Origin of the sequence: Gimesia maris (assembly GCF_008298035.1) — a bacterium.
GTDB lineage: Bacteria > Planctomycetota > Planctomycetia > Planctomycetales > Planctomycetaceae > Gimesia > Gimesia maris.
Window position 1 is genome coordinate 672,756 of the sequence record NZ_CP042910.1, and the last position, 17,499, is coordinate 690,254.

14 protein-coding genes are annotated in these 17,499 nt (G+C 53.3%); 5 read left to right on the plus strand and 9 right to left on the minus strand.

The genetic code is table 11. The annotated features are described in order from the left end of the window. Window positions 1-433: 433 nt before the first annotated feature. From GmarT_RS02520 to GmarT_RS02530, 3 genes are all read right to left on the minus strand, one after another. Window positions 434-4,003: a serine/threonine-protein kinase gene (locus GmarT_RS02520; RefSeq protein WP_002649140.1), complete on the minus strand. Its 3,570-nt coding sequence runs from the start codon at window positions 4,001-4,003 to the stop codon at window positions 434-436. A gap of 234 nt (window positions 4,004-4,237) precedes the next feature. After that, window positions 4,238-5,101: a hypothetical protein gene (locus tag GmarT_RS02525; RefSeq protein ID WP_149302416.1), complete on the minus strand. Its 864-nt coding sequence runs from the start codon at window positions 5,099-5,101 to the stop codon at window positions 4,238-4,240. A gap of 118 nt (window positions 5,102-5,219) precedes the next feature. Next, entirely contained in the window at window positions 5,220-5,786 is a 567-nt protein-coding gene (locus GmarT_RS02530) for a sigma-70 family RNA polymerase sigma factor (RefSeq protein WP_002649138.1), read from the minus strand. A gap of 326 nt (window positions 5,787-6,112) precedes the next feature. Here GmarT_RS02530 and GmarT_RS02535 point away from each other — a divergent pair, with 326 nt between their 5' ends. The 3 genes from GmarT_RS02535 to GmarT_RS02545 all read left to right on the plus strand — a co-directional run bounded on the left by GmarT_RS02535 (window position 6,113) and on the right by GmarT_RS02545 (window position 11,625). Beyond that, window positions 6,113-7,273, plus strand: a complete 1,161-nt coding sequence (locus GmarT_RS02535; protein WP_002649137.1) for a XylR family transcriptional regulator — start codon at window positions 6,113-6,115, stop codon at window positions 7,271-7,273. A 128-nt stretch (window positions 7,274-7,401) separates the two neighbouring features. After that, entirely contained in the window at window positions 7,402-10,476 is a 3,075-nt protein-coding gene (locus GmarT_RS02540) for a PVC-type heme-binding CxxCH protein (RefSeq protein ID WP_149302417.1), read from the plus strand. 78 nt (window positions 10,477-10,554) lie between these two features. Continuing rightward, window positions 10,555-11,625, plus strand: coding sequence for an isochorismatase family protein (locus GmarT_RS02545; RefSeq protein WP_044240174.1), 1,071 nt, complete (start codon window positions 10,555-10,557; stop codon window positions 11,623-11,625). A 120-nt stretch (window positions 11,626-11,745) separates the two neighbouring features. Here the strand turns inward: GmarT_RS02545 and GmarT_RS02550 are convergent, their stop codons facing one another. The 4 genes from GmarT_RS02550 to GmarT_RS02565 form a co-directional block, all read right to left on the minus strand. After that, window positions 11,746-12,420, minus strand: a complete 675-nt coding sequence (locus GmarT_RS02550) for a trimeric intracellular cation channel family protein (protein WP_002649134.1) — start codon at window positions 12,418-12,420, stop codon at window positions 11,746-11,748. Window positions 12,421-12,440: 20 nt separating this feature from the next. Then, window positions 12,441-12,782, minus strand: a complete 342-nt coding sequence (locus GmarT_RS02555; protein WP_002649133.1) for a zinc ribbon domain-containing protein YjdM — start codon at window positions 12,780-12,782, stop codon at window positions 12,441-12,443. A gap of 182 nt (window positions 12,783-12,964) precedes the next feature. Further along, window positions 12,965-13,642 (minus strand): DUF4166 domain-containing protein, encoded by a 678-nt coding sequence (locus tag GmarT_RS02560; protein ID WP_002649132.1) that lies wholly within the window; start codon window positions 13,640-13,642, stop codon window positions 12,965-12,967. Beyond that, entirely contained in the window at window positions 13,642-14,547 is a 906-nt protein-coding gene (locus tag GmarT_RS02565; protein ID WP_002649131.1) for a DoxX-like family protein, read from the minus strand. The genes GmarT_RS02560 and GmarT_RS02565 overlap by 1 nt, the downstream gene beginning before the upstream one ends. A gap of 338 nt (window positions 14,548-14,885) precedes the next feature. On the opposite strand from GmarT_RS02565, the gene GmarT_RS02570 reads away from it, so the two are divergent. Together GmarT_RS02570 and GmarT_RS02575 are read left to right on the plus strand one after the other, a co-directional pair. After that, window positions 14,886-15,089 (plus strand): DUF5993 family protein, encoded by a 204-nt coding sequence (locus GmarT_RS02570; RefSeq protein WP_044240162.1) that lies wholly within the window; start codon window positions 14,886-14,888, stop codon window positions 15,087-15,089. 89 nt (window positions 15,090-15,178) lie between these two features. After that, entirely contained in the window at window positions 15,179-15,769 is a 591-nt protein-coding gene (locus GmarT_RS02575; RefSeq protein WP_002649130.1) for a disulfide bond formation protein B, read from the plus strand. Between the two features lie 83 nt (window positions 15,770-15,852). Here the strand turns inward: GmarT_RS02575 and GmarT_RS02580 are convergent, their stop codons facing one another. Further along, window positions 15,853-16,488 carry a YdeI/OmpD-associated family protein gene (locus GmarT_RS02580; RefSeq protein WP_002649129.1) on the minus strand — a complete coding sequence of 212 codons (636 nt, stop codon included), beginning with the start codon at window positions 16,486-16,488 and terminating at the stop codon, window positions 15,853-15,855. Window positions 16,489-16,555: 67 nt separating this feature from the next. Continuing rightward, window positions 16,556-17,392 (minus strand): sugar phosphate isomerase/epimerase family protein, encoded by an 837-nt coding sequence (locus GmarT_RS02585; RefSeq protein ID WP_002649128.1) that lies wholly within the window; start codon window positions 17,390-17,392, stop codon window positions 16,556-16,558. Window positions 17,393-17,499 lie beyond the last annotated feature (107 nt).

The following is a 17,499-nucleotide window of genomic DNA, read 5'->3' on the forward strand; positions in this document are numbered from 1 at the left end:
GTTCCGGCACCGCCACTGATCACTCCAGCATCGGTCCCATATCAACAGATATCGCCATGTTTTATCGTTCATCCCTCTTGACCTCCCCACGCCCTTCCACAAAATAATCCACCATGCAACGGCATACATACCACAGATCGAACACGAGACAGACCCCGATAACAATAACAAATATCAATGTCCTCTCACCTGCGCGGGTGAGACTGTCGGCCTGCCCGACAGGGCTTACGTAAACAGCACCACGATCTGGTTGACCCGCCCCCCCCAAAAAAATAATTATAAAGATCAGCTCCGAAGCACCGCAGATGAAAATCCCGAACCAGTAAACACCGATCACGGACTGGAAGAATCGGATAGCCACGGATGCAATCCGGGCCGAGCGCAGCGCAGGATGTCGCAGATCGCGCGTACTGTAAAAGCCTGTATTTGTAGTTTAATTACCTGTCAAAGCTTTGCTGTTGCGCAGAATGCTTTGCAGAAAATCCAGCTTCGGCTGTCCGTTGATCGTAGTCAGGGATGTTATCTCTGTCAGAGTCGTTCGATTGCGGAGTGCCTGCTGCGGACTGCAGTTCAGTGATTCGATCGGCAGAGAATTGAGGGGGGACAGATCGAGTGTGGGAGGCCCCCCTTTCAGCGTGAGTTTGCGGAGCGAGTTCAGCATGCGCAGGGATGAGATGTCGTGAGACTCGGGGACCAGAGTCAGAGTCGCCTCAATGACGACGCCCTCTTCAATGACCGGCACCAGGCCGACTCCATTCGCGTCTTCACGAAGTTTGCCAAGGATTGCATTGGTCCGTACGCTGGCAGGTTCCTGGGCATAAGCGGATGCGAATGCTTCGGCGGCGCTCTGTTGTGCGGCATACTGACTCCAGAAATCACCCGCTTCGCGTATTTCATGGGCATCCCTTCCCAGCCGTTTCAGGGGCAACTGGAATAAAAGTTGCTCATCCTGTTCCTCAAAGAGCGGCAGGCTCAATGTCAATTGTTCCAATGGCATATGCTCCAGCGGTGACAGGTCGGAGACCAGGGTTCGTTCGAAACTCAATTCTTTCAAAGGCATGCCTGCGAGCGGTGACAGATCGGAAACCTGAGTGTTCTCTATGTGAAGTGTGGTCAGTTCCGCTTCTTTCAGTGGTGACAAATCGGAAATGCCCGTGTTACTGCAGTAGAGCGCCTGCAGGGGCATCCCACTCAACGGTAATAGACTGCGGACATGAGTCTGGTGTACTGCAAGGTGCGTCAGATCCATTCCCTGGAGGGGAGACAGGTCGGCCACTTGAGTGAAATCTAAATTCAGATTAGTCAGCCGCATCCCCTTCAGCGGAGACAGGTCCGACACATGCGGGCTACTCCAGAGAAACAGAACCTTGAGCGGCATGTCCGCTAACGGGGACAGGTCTTTAATCCTGGTGTGGGCACCATACAAGTGAGCCAGCTTCATTCCCTTTAGAGGCGTGAGATCGGAAACACTGGAATTACTGATGTCCATTTTGGTCAACGGCAATCCGACCAGTGGTGAAAGGTCCGTGAGCTTGCCGTGTGTCAGATGATTACCACCGCATACGAGTGAGGTCAGGTCTGACAGTGCTCGGACAGGCCAGATCTCAGCGATATGATCTCCTGCCAGGAAGGTCAAACCGACGACATGACCGTTTTCGATTGTTTCCTTCAGTTTGCCATCAAAACCAGGATTGACCTCCATCAACTTTTGAGACACCGCGACAACCTGGTCTGTCGCTTTCATGCGGGCTACTTCGTCAAAAAATTTCTGTTGTCCGGCATCGGGTGTCCAGCGCCCGTTTGACGTGCTGGTCTTTTTCAATTCGCTCCAGTCGATATCACATTCGGGCAATGCCTGGGCGAGACGTCTGATGCCCTCCGTCGTTACCGGGGTTTTATTCAGGTACAGGTTGCGAAGATTACGATTCTGCTCCAGGGACTCCAGTCCGACATCATTGATATTGGTCTGTTCCAGATTCAGTTGGCCCAATTGGGAGGCACCAGACAGAATCGCAAGTGTACTGTCATCTGCCTGGGTCAGTGAGAGCATCAATAGCTCGAGTTTTTGCAGACTTGCATATCGTTTCAAAATCGAGAGATCTTCTGCTGAAAGTTGCGTGTCCCCCAGCCTCAGATCGCGCAGATCGGGGAAGTCGGTAAAATATTCCAGTCCCTGCTTTGTGATATTGGTCCCCCATAAATCAAGCCGCTGCAATCCGCGATTGTCACTCAGGTGTGCGAGACCCGCATCGGTGAATTCAGGAGAATAGGCTAAGTTCACAAAACGAAGATTCTTTGTACCTCTCAATGCAGCCAGACCGGTATCGGTAACCTTTTTCATGTTGATCAGCTCGACGTGAGTCAGGCGAAAGGGACTGTCAGGGAGTTCCTTGATCGATGCGATGAGTTTTTTCTCTCCCTGACGGCTGTCATCGTTCAAACGTACTTTTCCCCCGATGGAGAGGACATATTCCGCAGCACGACGGTCGGGATCAACGACTTTTGAATCGGTCGGTTGAGCTGCCGGTTCCCGGCTCACGCGCACAACCTGTCGTCCGTTCCGGGTGACTGTGATCAGCTCCTGCTGCAGGACTTCACCATTCTTCGTAGCCTGCAGCTGATATTGTCCCGGTTTCAGTCGAAGTTCTTTGACGCCGGCACCGGTAATCACCATCTCCTGTCCATCGATGGAAATGCTGACACCGGGATCATCCACTTCGATCACCAGCGTTCCTTCAGGCGAGAGCAGGCGAATCACGGTTCCCCGCACATTGGTGATGCCGGTTGCTTCGGTGAAGCCGAAACTCGAAAGCAGCACAATCAGAACCGCTGCGAACTTCATCCAGGGGAACAGCGCCCGACGCATTCGCTTCGAACTCTCGGGAGACTCTTCCACGGGAGGGATCTTCAATGCGATTTCTTCATGAGTACCCGCTAACAGGTCAGCGACTTCCTGTGCCGAGGTGAAACGTTTTTCAGGTTCTTTCTCGTGCAGTTTTTGAATGATAGTTACCAGCCAGTCAGGGACTTCCGTAATGACTTCCTGAATATTGCGTGGCTGCTCATCAACGACCCGTTTGAGTACGGCCAGCGTTGAGGGAGCACGAAAGGGAGCCCTTCCGGTACACATCACATACAGCACGCTGCCCAGGCTGAACAGGTCACTCCTCTGATCGAGTCTGACGCCCTGAACCTGCTCGGGGGACATGTACAGCGGGGTCCCGGCGATGATGCCGCTCTGGGATCGGCTGGCGTCATCCGCTGCGCGAGCCAGACCGAAATCGGTGAGCTTGACCTGGCCTGTACCTGATTCGATCAGGATATTGGCCGGCTTGATATCCCGATGAATCAGTCCCTGCAGATGTGCTGCCTGGAGTCCGTTGGCAATCATCTGCCCCAGTCGACAGATGGTCTGGAGTTCGAGTGGACCATTTTCGTCGAGTACCTGCTGCAGTGTTTTGCCGTCAATGTATTCCATCACCAGAAAGGGGAGGGGAGCTTCCTCGACCGCATAGATATTGACGACATTTTCATGACGAATCGCCGCGGTGGCCCGGGCTTCGCGCAAAAAACGCTTGCGGGCAGGGGAAGTGGCAGCCATGGCCGGCGTCATGACCTTGATGGCAACAATCCGGTGCAGTCGCTGGTCGAACGCCTTAAACACGATCCCGCAGCCGCCCCGACCGATCAGTTCCTGGATATCGTAATGGCAGAGGCTCCCCAGCGAACCTTCAACTGTCGGCGGTTCCAGAAAACTCAGATCCAGGTCGCTTTCGAGCGGACTGTCCTCGACCGATGCAACCCGCGTCACATCGCTTGCTTTTCTGATCTGGTCCACGGCGGGAACTCTCAGGAATTCTCCCGAGCGCGCGTATTCTTCAAGTAACGCATCCACCTGTTTTCGCAGCAGCCGATCATCGCCGCATACCTGGTCGAGAAACGCGGATCGACTCGGAACATCGTCGATCTCCAGTGCTTCATTAAATATTTCCTGTTCGTTCATATTCAATATTTCTCTAAATGACTCACCCTGATTATTTCGGTTCTCTCGTCAGGCCTGAATCATCTGTTGTATCCTGGAAGCTGTTGACACATATCATCGCGATTGATGAATGAACACTATTATGTAGTTGAGTCTGACTTGAAGAAAGAGAAGACATTGTGAAAAACAGACCGACCATCGCCAGACACCTCTGTACTCCGTGTTTCATTCATGACAGTCCGACTCTGCGGAGACCTATTGTGCCCAGCGCCCTTTTTTGAAGTGCCCCCAGGGATAATAACCATGCTTCAGGGAGACCCGGTCATTGTACAGCCGGACGCGCACGTCTGTGGTCTTGCTTTTCAGTTCGATATAATCGGATTTGCGGGCCGCCTCATGAAAGCGAACGTGGCTTTTGCCTTTATTCTTCACTTCCAGCCAACTGTGGTCCGGCTGAATGGAGTAAACGGCTCCGCCGTCGCGGACGTAAACGCGGCGGCCATCAAACAGGTAGGGAGAGATCTCGTTGTAGGCTTTTGTTTCCAGCCAGGACGCCTTCGACTTGTCTCCGTTGCGAGTAAATTCGAGGATTTCACTGTGGTAGGCTTTCTGCATCGACGTGACCGCCACCACGATCTCCTTTTCAAAGTGGGTCGTCCGGATCACCGAGGGCAGAATTCGTTTCTCCTTAAACCGTTTCCGCTGTCGTTCAATTAAATAAGCACCATGCGTATTGCCTCGTTTGATGGCAATCGCCTTCTCTTTCTCGAACAGTTCATCTATCGACTTCATCGCTGCCTCGACACGCTCCTTGAATTCCTCCCGGGCGATTTCCAGATCACTTTTTCCATTCCGTCCCAGATCCGGTCCTGCATAAGCCAGGATCATGATGACTCGATTCAGGTTCTGCTCCGGGTAATTACTCCGCTGCAGTGGCTGAGAATGCTCTTCAAACTGCCCGGCATCAATGACTGTCTGTTCGATCATTCTGGAATTGAGTTCTCCGTCAAACGACCTGCTACGAAACGGCACGCGTCCATTTATGTCGTCGGCGGGTAAGACACTGGGGATCAGAAGGATCACCAACAGAGAGAGCATGTTTCTGGGTTGAAATGACACGAATCGGCCTCACGCAGCAGGGGAATCTGGTAAACAGAACAAAGAGATGACAGTCAGATCTCTTTGAACCTCGCTACCATTCAGTGCGTAGAGCGGCGGTTGGGGACGCCAGAAATTCTCAGGAATTTTCGAAATTACTGCGCATTTCCCGGCGAAGCCAGGCTTTCGCATACGCCCACAGGCGGTCGGCAGAGCGGGGCGATATTCCCATTACTTCCGCAGATTGGCTTAGCGTAAGTCCCGAAAAATAAAGAAGTTGAACCAACTCTGTGGCTCGTGGGTTCACAGCGGAGAGCCGGTCAAGTGCCTCATCCAGCGCAATCAGATCTTCCACCGGTTCAGGAGAAATGGCGGGGCTCACATCGTCCAGTTCCAGACGCACCGCATCACCACCCCGTTTGAGACTTCTGCGAGTCCGCGCGTTTTCCACCAGAACACGGCGGATGGCAATCGCAGCCGCACCAAAGAAGTGTCCTTCCCCGTTCCATTCCGCGTCGTTTCCCACCAGGCGCAGATAGGCTTCATGGACTAAAGATGTGGCCTGTCGGGCATGGCCGGACTGTTCTTTCGCTAAATAATCTGCTGCGAGTTTTCGCAGTTCATCATAGACCAGAGGCAGCATTTTTTCCGCGGTATCCTGGTCTCCCGCCTGAACGGCGTGCATCATTTCAGTGAATCCAGACATCGCAGGCACAGACTTTCGTAACGGGATTACTCGAAGTTTCTCAATTAAAAGCGGGACGACTCGTGGGGAACACGAGCAGCACCCATCCCTGGCGGAGGCACGCAACAAAAAAGTGACACGCTCCTTCCTTAATTTTGTACAGGTTATCCTTTATCTTATCAACGAGGCCGTTGATTTCTATGACAAAAATTCATTTACCATACCGACTCCACTACTCATGCCGCGTACTTCCACAGCCTTGCTGGCACGCGTGATTCATTTCGAGTACAACAGATGCAGAGTACCGCACACCATGTAGCGCCTGGTGTTTTACCGGGGGAAACAGCATGCAGGAACAGTCGAGAGTTGCCATTCTGATCGACACCTCGTCGGGTCATGGACGGGGGCTGCTGAACGGGATGATCAGGTTCCAGCGCGAAATCGGATCCTGGTCGGTCATCTTCCGCTCGCATCAGCCCGATCAACCGGCGCCCGCCTGGCTGCAAAAAGCAGACATTGATGGTGTCCTCGCCCGCATTCCTCACAAGCAGATGGCCGACATCCTCCGCAAACGCAGGCTGCCTGTGATCGACATGCCTTACACCCGGGAAGGTTTTGGCTTCCCCAGTCTGTTCACCGACAATCAGAAAATTGTGGAACTGGCGGCACAACATTTACTCGACCGGGGGATTCGCCATTTCGGGTTTTGTGGCTGGCCCCGCGGTTTGAATTCCCGCATGGATGAACGCTGTGACCTGTTCGTACAAACTCTCGCTGATGCCGGCTGTACCTGCAGTCTCTTTCCGGAACAGAATGACCGCTGGGACGCCAGCCACTGGGAGAATGATCAACAGGGCATCGCCGAATGGCTGATCACATTACCCAAACCCGCTGGAGTTATGGCCTGTTATGATGACCGGGGGCAACATGTGCTTGAGGCCTGTCAGATCGTCGGCCTGAAAGTCCCCGATGAAGTCGCCGTCATTGGTTCCGATAATGATGATCTGATCTGCAAACTCTCGTCACCCCCGCTCACCAGCATCGACGCCGGATTTGAACGCATCGGCTACGAAGCGGCTTCCCTGCTGGAACAGATGATGAAACAGGGGGAGCAGCCTGAACCAGTCCAGCTGTTTCCTCCGGCCCGACTGGTACAACGACAGTCCACCAACATCGTCGCCGTGGAAGATCAGGACCTGGCAGCAGCCCTGCGATTCATTCGCGATCATGCCAGTCAGAGAATTACAGTGGAAGACATCCTGGCGGAAGTTCCCATCTCCCGCAGCAGCCTGGAACGGCGGATGAAAAAGTTTATCGGCCGCACTCCCAAAGAAGAAATCCTGCGCGTGCAGCTCGAACGCGTGCAGCAGTTGCTGGCAGAGACGCAGTTATCGCTGACAGAAATTGCGTTCAAAACGGGTTTCGATCACCCGCATTACCTGGCTGCCTTATTCAAACGCAAATTTCAGCAGACACCAGGCAGCTTCCGACGCGCGGTTCGCAAGTGACGGAAAATGTGAAGACGTTTACGAAATGTGTGATAGTTTCTCCTGACAGCACTCGCTAGATTGGGACAATAAAGCAGGGGAAAACAGGCGTCCTGTTTATTCATGGTGCTCCGGTAAAGGGAGAGACGATGCGATTCAATGCAGCATCCAACAGAACCACTTTTTTTCTGATCAGAATGGTTGTTCTGTCTTTTTTGATCTGGCAGGCCTTTGAAGTACGCTGCCTGGCACAGGGCTTTTCGCCGGGCGAAGCGGCCCAGCGCATGACGGTCGACAGCGACTTCAAAGTCGAGCTGGTCGCTGCTGAACCGTTAGTTCGCCAGCCGGTCGCGATTGACTTTGATGATCGTGGGCGGCTCTGGGTGCTGCAATATCTGCAATATCCCAATCCTGCCGGTTTGAAACGGGTTAAGGTCGATCGCTTTTCTCGGACCACTTATGACCGGATTCCCGAACCTCCCCCGACCGGGCCGAAAGGCGCCGACCGCCTGACGATTCTGGAAGATACCAACGGCGACGGCGCGTTTGACAAAGCGAAAGATTTTATCAGCGATCTGAATATCGCGTCCGGTTTTGCCTTCGGTTATGGTGGCGTATTTGTGCTGCAGACACCATACCTGCTCTTTTATCCGGATCGCAACCGGGATGATATTCCCGACGGCGATCCGGAAGTGCTGCTGAAAGGCTTTGGCATGGAAGACACCAGTTCGGTCGCCAATTCACTGGTCTGGGGACCCGATGGCTGGCTGTATGGAACACAGGGAACCAACATCACCGCCCTCATCCGGGGGATTGAATTCGAGCAGGGCATCTGGCGCTATCATCCGGTGAGCAGGAAATTCGAACTGTTCATGGAAGGGGGCGGCAACATGTGGGGCCTGGATTTCGACGAGTTTGGCAATCTCCTCGCGGGCACCAACTACGGCGGCTATCTGATGATTCATTGTGTGCAGGGTGCCTACTACGAAAAGTCGTTCGCCAAACACGGTGAACTGCATAATCCGTTTGCGCTGGGCTACTTTCAGCACGTGCCTCACAAAAACTTTCAGGGAGGACACGTCACGGTGGGCGGCATCCTGTATCAGAGCGATCAGTTCCCCGCCCCATACCGCAACAAATACATCGCCGTCGATACGCTCGGGCATGCCGTCCGCTGGCATCATGTGCTGCCGGACCAGTCCACGTTCCGCAGTGAAAATGGGGGCGTCCTCTTGCAGGCCAACGATACCTGGTTTGCGCCCAGCGATGCAATCCAGGGGCCCGATGGAGCTGTCTACGTCGCCGACTGGCACGACCAGCGAACCGCGCACCCCGATCCGGATGCGACCTGGGATCGCAGAAACGGACGCGTGTTTCGTATCAGCCATCGATCTGCCAAACCGGTTCGGCACGTCGATCCCCACTCCCTTTCCAGCGAACAACTGGTCGACGTGTTGGGCAGCAGTAATGCATGGCAGGTCAGACGCGCACGCAGGATTCTGGCAGAGCGACGTGACAAGCAGGTTATCGACCAGCTCAGAACGCTCTCGCAAAATCCAGACAATCCATCACTCGCTTTACAGGCGCTCTGGACGTTAAACACGCTGGACGCCTTTGATCAAAATCGGGAAAGCAGTCTGCTCGCACACCAGGATCCCCACATCAGGGCCTGGACCATTCGGCTCATCGGTGACACAAAACAGGTCTCTGACGAAAACGGACAGAAACTGTTATCAATTGCCAAAACTGATACCAGCCCGACCGTCATCAGTCAACTGGCCAGTTCTGCCAAGCGGCTCCCTGCACAACAATGTATCGCTCTGGTTCGCACGTTATTGAATCGCAGTGAATTCAGAAATGATCCCCATATTCCGCTGTTACTCTGGTGGGCGCTGGAACGATATTCGATTTCAAGTTTACCAGAGGTACTGCAAGCTTTTTCCCGTCCGGGCGACTGGCAGAATCTTTTTCTGAGGGAGGTGATCCTGGGACGTCTGATGCGTCGCTATGCCGGCGAAGGGAGCAACGCAAGTCTGGTCGCCTGTGCCCGGTTACTGGCAGCAGCCCCGGAGAAAACAGAGCGCAAACGGATGATTTCCGAACTGGATGCCGGGTTGAAAATGCTGGGTCGCGAACGTCTGCCCGGGCTTCCCCTCGGTCCCAAATACGGTAATATCGCTGCCATCACTCGCGTGGAGAAATCGAATCAGGTCACGCGATTGAAAACCCTTCCCCCGGAACTCGCCGACCAACTTGCCACGATCTGGGACGACAAAACCACCGACCCGCTCATCATTCGTGTCGCCATGCGGCTCGGTAGCAAGGCCGCTTATGATCGTGCCCTGGCATTGGCGACAGATAAAACATGCACAGAAAAAACACGTTTAGACATGCTGGCAATTCTGCAGGAACTGGGGGACTCCCGGGAATGTCGGGATAGGGTGTTAAAGCTGGTGGGCGGTTCGGAAACGCCCACCATTCAACTGGCGGCACTCAATCTGTTGAGCCGCTTCGCTGATGAGCGGATTACAGAGCGTCTTCTGGCTCAGTATGAAAAGATGGATGCAACTCTGCGATCTCAGACCCGCGATGTTCTGCTGGGGCGCGCTGACTCTGCGTTCGCATTTTTGCAGGAAATCGATCAGGGAACCTATCCGCCAACAGAAGTCACTGCCGATCAGTTACGAAGAGTGGCCTTACACAATGATGTCAGGCTGAATGAAATCGTCCGCAAGCACTGGGGTAATATTCGCGCAGGGACACCGGAAGAAAAACTGGCCGAGATCCGGCGCATCTCCAATGACCTGCGTGCCGGTTCGGGAAATCTGGATCAGGGGAAACTGCTGTTCGAGAAACAGTGTGCGACCTGCCATAAGCTGTTTGATACCGGCAAAACAATCGGGCCGGACCTGACCAAAGCTAATCGTCAGGACCAGAGTTTTCTGCTGGTCAGCATCGTCGACCCGAATACGCAGATCCGCAAAGAGTATTTGAACTACGTACTGGTCACTGTCGATGGACGCGTACTGAACGGACTGCTGGTGGAAGAAACTCCCGCCAGTGTGACGCTGCTCAATGCGAAAAATGAGCGCACCACGGTCAGCCGAAATGACATTGAGGAACTGAAAGCGTCTCCCGTTTCTCTGATGCCCGAAGACCTGCTGAAAAAACTGACGCCCCAGCAGGTCCGTGATCTGTTTCAGTATTTACAAACAGAGAAATAGAGTAACATCAACAGAAACAGAACGTTGATGTTAGACAGCGCATCGTCCGCTCCCCCGAAAACACAGGAAGAAAATGTGATGACACAGCTTCGAAAATGGAACGTTTCATTCTTCTGCCTTGTGGTAATCTTATGTTCCACGCTTCAGGCTGTTCCTGCCGACGAACCACCGCGGGTGTATCAGAACCGGTTGCAGCTGCTCAAAAATCCGGAACCACTGCTGGCAGACCATCCGACATTCGTGCAGCCGATTGAAGAAGTCCGCCGCTATGCAGCACCGATTCTGGTTGATGAGGAAGGTGCCGACCTGAGTGTACGTGCCTGGAGATTCTCCTACAATGCGCGGGGCATCATCGAAATGCCGAACCGCCTGCGCGCCGATAAGACAGCGGTGATTATGGTCCATCCCTGGGGAATTGACGATGGCCAGGGCTGGCGCACACCCGAACCGGCGGGGGTCTGCGACTTCTGTACGCCGACCAAAAATCATCTCGCCGCACAGCATACGCGTACCGTGATTGATCCGTTTCTCAAGCGGATGCGGCCGCAGGTCTCGCTGACGATGTTTAGCCTGATTGCGCCCGTCGATCCGATTCGAAAAAAACTGTATCGCACGTTTGACTACCAACCCACGGAGGAAGAACGGGCGGAAGCAAAAAAACAGTTGAAAGCCCGACTCGACAGCCTGCCCTATAAAGGACAGCCTTTGATCGAGAAACTCACGCTTTCCAGCGATCGACCTGTGATCGATTACTTCCGCCAGTTTCCGGGCCTGATGTCGGGCGATCAATATAACGGCGCAGGTTTCTGGAATGTACCGGTCCCGGTGACCGCGGATGTGACCGTGCATAAAGATGACGTGCTGATTTTTGACCAGGAAGGGTATGCGCCTTTAAAGAAGTTTCTCAACAAGCACGGCATTCGGCACATTCTGCTGACCGGTTATGCGACCGACATGTGTTTCTGTAAAACGACCGCCGGTTATGAGAATCTCTCAAAAGACTTCAACGTCTTTCTGGTGGGAGACGCCACTCTGGCAACGTTCCCCGCCAACTCAAGTCCGCGTTATGCCACCAACGCACACATTTCGTTTGCCTCGATCAATCACCTGATCACACAGGTCTCGTGGATTAAAAAACTGGATAAGTAAATACTTTCGTCAGTATCAAGACTTTGTATTAGACTGTGTCCCGTTTTGCTGTACCGTCTCCCAGGACATTTGGGTCGAGAATAATAGTTCAAGAGACGTGATGGTGAAATGTGATTCGCTCTAGTGGGAGCCCGGATCTTTTGGTTTCTTTGTCTCAGTGTGCCTGGACTGGGTGGTCAACCAGAGAGGGACGTGCAGGTCCCAGTAGATGGCAGAGCCGCGCAGGCAGAGAATCAGTAACGAACAGACTACACCAGTCACAACGGCGTATGCCGGGAACCAGGTCAGCAGGAAGACATACAGGATGCAGCCACAGGTTACGGGAATCGCATAGAGTTCACGGCGTTTCAACAGCGTCGGTTGTCCCGCGAGTACATCCCGCAGCAGTCCGCCGCCAATTGCGGTCAACACTCCCAGCAGGATCGGCGCAATGGGCATACCGAAGTCGAGCCACATCACTTTTTGTGCCGCCTGGATGGCAAACATGGAGACGCCGAGCGCGTCGAGGTAGAGCATGGTCCGGTGAATTTCCCTGCGGGTCAGTAAACGCTCGGTGAGAAAGGCAACAAAACTCGCACCCAAAGCGACCCAGATATAGTTCAGGTCCGCTGCCCAGAAGACCGGTACTCCCAAAATTAAGTCGCGGATCGTGCCGCCACCAATGGCGGTAATCAGGCCCAGCACGCAGGCACCAAAAAAATCGATGCCCCGTGGAGTTACCGCCAGCACACCCGTCACCGCAAAAGCGACTGTTCCCGCCATCCCCAGCAGATATTGTAAGGTGTCTACACTCATCGTTTACTTTTTGACGAGGATCATGCTTTTTTGACAAATTCTGATTTCAACTGCATGGCACCGATGCCGGGGATTTTACAGTCGATGTCGTGATCGCCTTCTACCAGGCGGATGTTTTTGACTTTTGTGCCGACCTTCACGACGGTAGAGGAGCCTTTCACTTTCAGGTCTTTGATCACCGTGATCGTATCACCATTGGTCAGTTCATTACCGTTCGCATCTCTGACGACCGGGCCCGCCGCGGCGCCTGCAGCAGTGTCACCTGGATTCCACTCGTGACCACAGGACGGACAAACCAGCAAATCCCGGTCTTCATACGTATATTCCGAATCACATTCCGGACAGTTCGGCAAATCGCTCATCTCAATTCCTGCAGTTGGTAGGTCTCATCATCAGTCGCCGGTTTCAATAATCGGCATCTCGTTACAATAAGATAACGTTTCGCCGTGCGCAGGAACAGTCAGGACAATCGCTTATTCCGCAGTGATAGTTACCTGATCCAGGTATGATCTCGATTTCAGCTTACTGTCTGAGAAGGCAGGGACTATTCGCGCTGTTCTTCCCGCAGCGGTTTGATGTGATACGGAATGCCTGTTTCATCGGTCTTTCTCCAGACAACATCAAATGCGCCCCGATATCCAAACAGGCGGCCCCAGGTGCGGTTCGTGACTTCCACCTGGATGCGATACTTTTCGTCGTCGTCGTCATACCACTCGCACACATCGGCAATTCCCGAAAAAAATAACGGAAAGGAAAAGCCAAGCGGTCCTTCATAAAATCGCTGCGCCCCGGACCGGATTCGCATGCCTCCCCGTTCATCCACTGACAGATCCAGGTCGACGGCGAGATGCTGATGTGATCCCAGGTAATCGACAATCCGGTTTCGCTGTTCGCTATAAATCATATACGCATCGAAGCGCCGTTGTTTGCGGCCTTCGAAGGTCCGTACCCAGGTCACCGTTTCCCGACCGAACCGGTCCTGGTAGGCATAGTTCTCAATGGTGAAAGGAATGTGATTGCCATACTCGGGAAACATGATGCGTCGCCACGTTCCCAAGTAAAGAAAAGGGACCGTATAGAATCGGCCGCGCCAGAGTTCATCCATGATTCCCGTGCCGATCGAGGCGATTCTGTCTTCACTGCTGAACCCGAAACGTTCCTGGATCTTCGGGTGCAGTTTCTCAAAATCGGATCCAAGAACCCGCTGATAAATCGAGGCCATCAGTCAGTCTCCGGTTTTTTTCTGAGACAACGTCGCGCGGAAGGCAGATCATGCATCACGGAGAGTCCCAGCAAAGCCACGACCGCCAGCAGCAGATTCAGGCTGACCGGATTAAATGCCGCCGACAGGTATTGAGGCGAACTGATCGCCACGCCGATCGTGACCAGCAGCATCAGCAGTACGGTTAACACCAGCGGCCAGCGACGATGAAAACAGATCAGCACGGTTGCCCCCAGTACCACTTCTGCCATCCCCGCGATAATCAGGAACGCAGGGGCAACGGATGCGGCGACCCCCGCGTCTGCCAGCATCGCCAGTTCGTCCGCGTGTCGCGCGATCAGCTTGGGGATCAGCCCCTGGTAGATCCAGACGAATGCCACTGTCATTCGCGCCAGGCCGTGGATCAGGGTTCGCTGCATTGATACCCCCGGGTCAATGCCTTGCTCGATCCATAATCGCAGGCGGTCGAAGCTCCAGGCGGTCGCCCAACCCATCAGCGGTCGAAAGACGAAGCGATCGAAAGTACGACCCAGCCAGCCGAACCGCGTCTGGTAATCGTAGCCTGTGACGAACCGTACGCCGTCCTCCAAAGGAGTGTACTGCCAGTAACCGGCGCCTTCACGAATCAGGGACTTGGCATCGTCCGACCAGAAACGCAGCGACGAGGTACGTCGGCCAGTGGTTTCATCGCGACTGCCAACGGTCTCACCTGCGCCTTGGATGCCAAGACCAAAACCCAGTCGCGTTGCATATTCAAATTGCTGCGGTTCAGATTCCTCGGCGCGGGGGAGATAGGTGATCGAAGTGAAGCGGGCGTCCCAGCGTTCATGCAATTCCGGGTTCTGGGTTTTCTCCCACAACTCTTCCATTGAACCATGAATTCGTATTTCTACATAGATGCCCATGCAGGGTTCCCATACGCGTCAGAGGACAATACCCGTGACGAAATGTGAGTTGAATGATGAAATCACAATGTGACTGTGACAGGGAAGTACATTCCTTATAGCATGTACGCAACTGGGAATAAAGCAATTTGACGATCCTGGCACACGCAGACTGAATACGGATACTGCGCATTTAAATAACAGAGTCTCCAGAAATTGTGAGAAGTAACATCCGCTGATTGATTTCAAGTCGAGCCTGTTGCCCTGTTTCGATGCGAATATACGACTTTGACGTCACTCCAGAGTATGCTAAGATCCCGGCCAACAGGCATCGCCCCTCAGCAGGGTTGCCTTTTTTCATGATTAAAAATGCTCACGGACTTCCTCTGAACGATAAAGGAATCGCCTTGGATACTCTGATTCTGTTGCTCATCCTTTTTACATTCTTCGCGATGAGGTGGCGCAAGCGCTGGTTCGTCTATCTCCCCTTCTTTGTCTCCCTGATGGCGACCTTCCTCCTGTTTCTGTGTCACGCGACGGATTCGCTGAAACTCAATTTCTGAATCAGTCTTCGCTAGTGTGCCGGTTGCTGTAGCGTCTCCAGAGCCATTTGAGACGCATATCTAAAGACGATATAAGGAGAGACACTCAGATGAACAAGCACCTTGGGTTCTGGATTGCTCATTTTAATATTCTTGCAGTCTGCATGGTCCTGCTGGGCGCTTTTGGTGTTCAGTTTGGTGAGCAGGAAGTTCCCTGTCCGCTGTGTATGCTGCAGCGAATGGCCATGATGCTCTGTGCTCTCGGGTCATGCTATATCATCCTGCAGGCCAGATCAGGGTCTCTTACTCGAGCTGACTTTGCAGCAGGTTATGGCATGAGTATCCTGGCTGCCGTCTGTGGCGCATGCATTTCGACACGTCAGATTCTGATTCACATTGTTCCCCCCGATCCCGGCTATGGTGACCCTGTGTTGGGACTGCATTTATACACTTGGGCTCTGGTGGTCTTCCTCGTAGTGCTGATCGATAGCGGACTCAATCTGATGTTTGTCCCCGAACTGGTAACGGATCACCCGATTGAATTCAACTGGGTCTCGAAGGCTGTCATTGGCATATTGGGAGCAGTCATTATCGCCAATTTGCTCAGTGTCTTCTGCCAGGAAGGCTTTCACTGGGTTCTACCGGATGACCCGGTACGCTATGAATTGTTTTACGATCTCGGCCTCTTCAAATCGCCCTGATCAGGCTAATCACTGCGAGATGCCAGACCTCTGGTTTCGCCCACTCTTAATAGATGAGCAGGAGACTGTTACCTGTCTGTCCCTCAGCGAATCGACTTATGCGAACCATCGCAGGCGGGCAGCTTTTGGGAAAGGCCGCAGGTGCAGTCATGGATGCCTTTGCCATCAAGAATCTGCGGGATGTATTTCTCAACCCGGGTTTCCCGTGTTTTGGATTGTTTGGCGGCTGAAAAATGCATCAGGTAAGCACGCTGCCTTCCTGGTGTTAGCGCTGCAAATGCCGTCTGCAGCGCCGGGCTCTCGTCCAGTTTCTTCTGAAATTCTGCTGGTACTGGTTCGGCTTCTTTTTTGACGTCGACCTTCAACCCGGCTTTTTCAACCTCTATCGCTTCCTCAATGTATGCTTTCAGGACCGGTTCCAGTTCGATGATTTCCTGCAGACTGGTGAACCGCACCACGCGCGCCGCCTGTGTATTCTCTCCCGGCTTTGTGAGTATGTCGAGGGGGTCTTTGAGCAGGGCGCCTTTGAAAAAACTGAGAACACAATTGTCACTGAAGGCACCGATCAAAACGACGTTTTTTTTCTGAAACGTATAACAGGGGGTCCGCCACTTGAATTCTTCGGTGAGGGGCGTATCAACCACGATGGTGCGCAACGTCACCAGTTCTTCCTGCCAGAGTCTGGCCTTGTTTAAATAGATCTCTACATCGGGATTCATTTTTGTCAGGTCCTCCAGAATTGAGCAGGATTCAGCTGCGCTTCCCGTGATACCACTTCATAAAAAATCAGTCAAAGAACCCGCATTCCTGCAAGTACACGACGCTCTGTTTCACCCGGTTGTGATGTTCTTCCAGGCTGGGGTCCGGTTCGCCTTCGATGCCTTCAATTTCCAGGCTGTAGGGACCTTCGAAGTTGTGGTCTTCCAGAATATAGCGAACCTGCAGAAAGTCGATGCCTCCCGCTTCGCCCAGTGTTGTGAAATGCCAGTCTTTGAATTTGCAGAACGAGTCTTTCAGATGCACGTGTCTGACATACTCGACCACTTCATGCAGCGACTCCAGCACATTCTCATGTCTGTTGTAGTAGTTGATGTTACCCGTATCAAAATTGAGCTTGAGCTGCCTGTGATCCAGGTCCTGCATCGTGCGCAACATGCCGGCAGCGTTGACGCAGATACCGGGATGTGTTTCAAAACAATAGGTGATGCCTTTTTCGCCAGCATAGTCGCCAATCGCACGAAAATTCTGATACAGGGTTTCCCGCTGTGATTCGTCTTCGATTTCCCCCGCACCGCCCACCACCAGGCTGACGCCCAGTTGTGCCGCCAGATCGAGTTTCTGTCTGGTCATCGAAACAATGGCAGGATCCAAAGGATTGCCGCTGGTGATATTACAACTGGAGAGTTGCACATCATTCTGCGCAAGGAGTTCTTGCACACGTTGAATGTCGTCCGCGGTCGATGCATTGGTCAGCAGCGGCGTTTCTTTAAAGAACGAAGCAATGCCGTGATTCTTGATGTTCAGTTCAATATGCGAGAGACCGGCGTCGTGGATGTGCTCGATGGCGGCGATCGGACCAAAGCGACCATAGGAGTTTGTCAGGCAGGAAACGAGAGCGGCCATGCTTTCCACTTTCTATCTTAAGGATCGGCGAACCGTTATTGCAGTACTACTGATAGAATGTTACTTTGAGCCAGCGCCAAATTCAAAGTGATCTGGCAAAAGTCTTT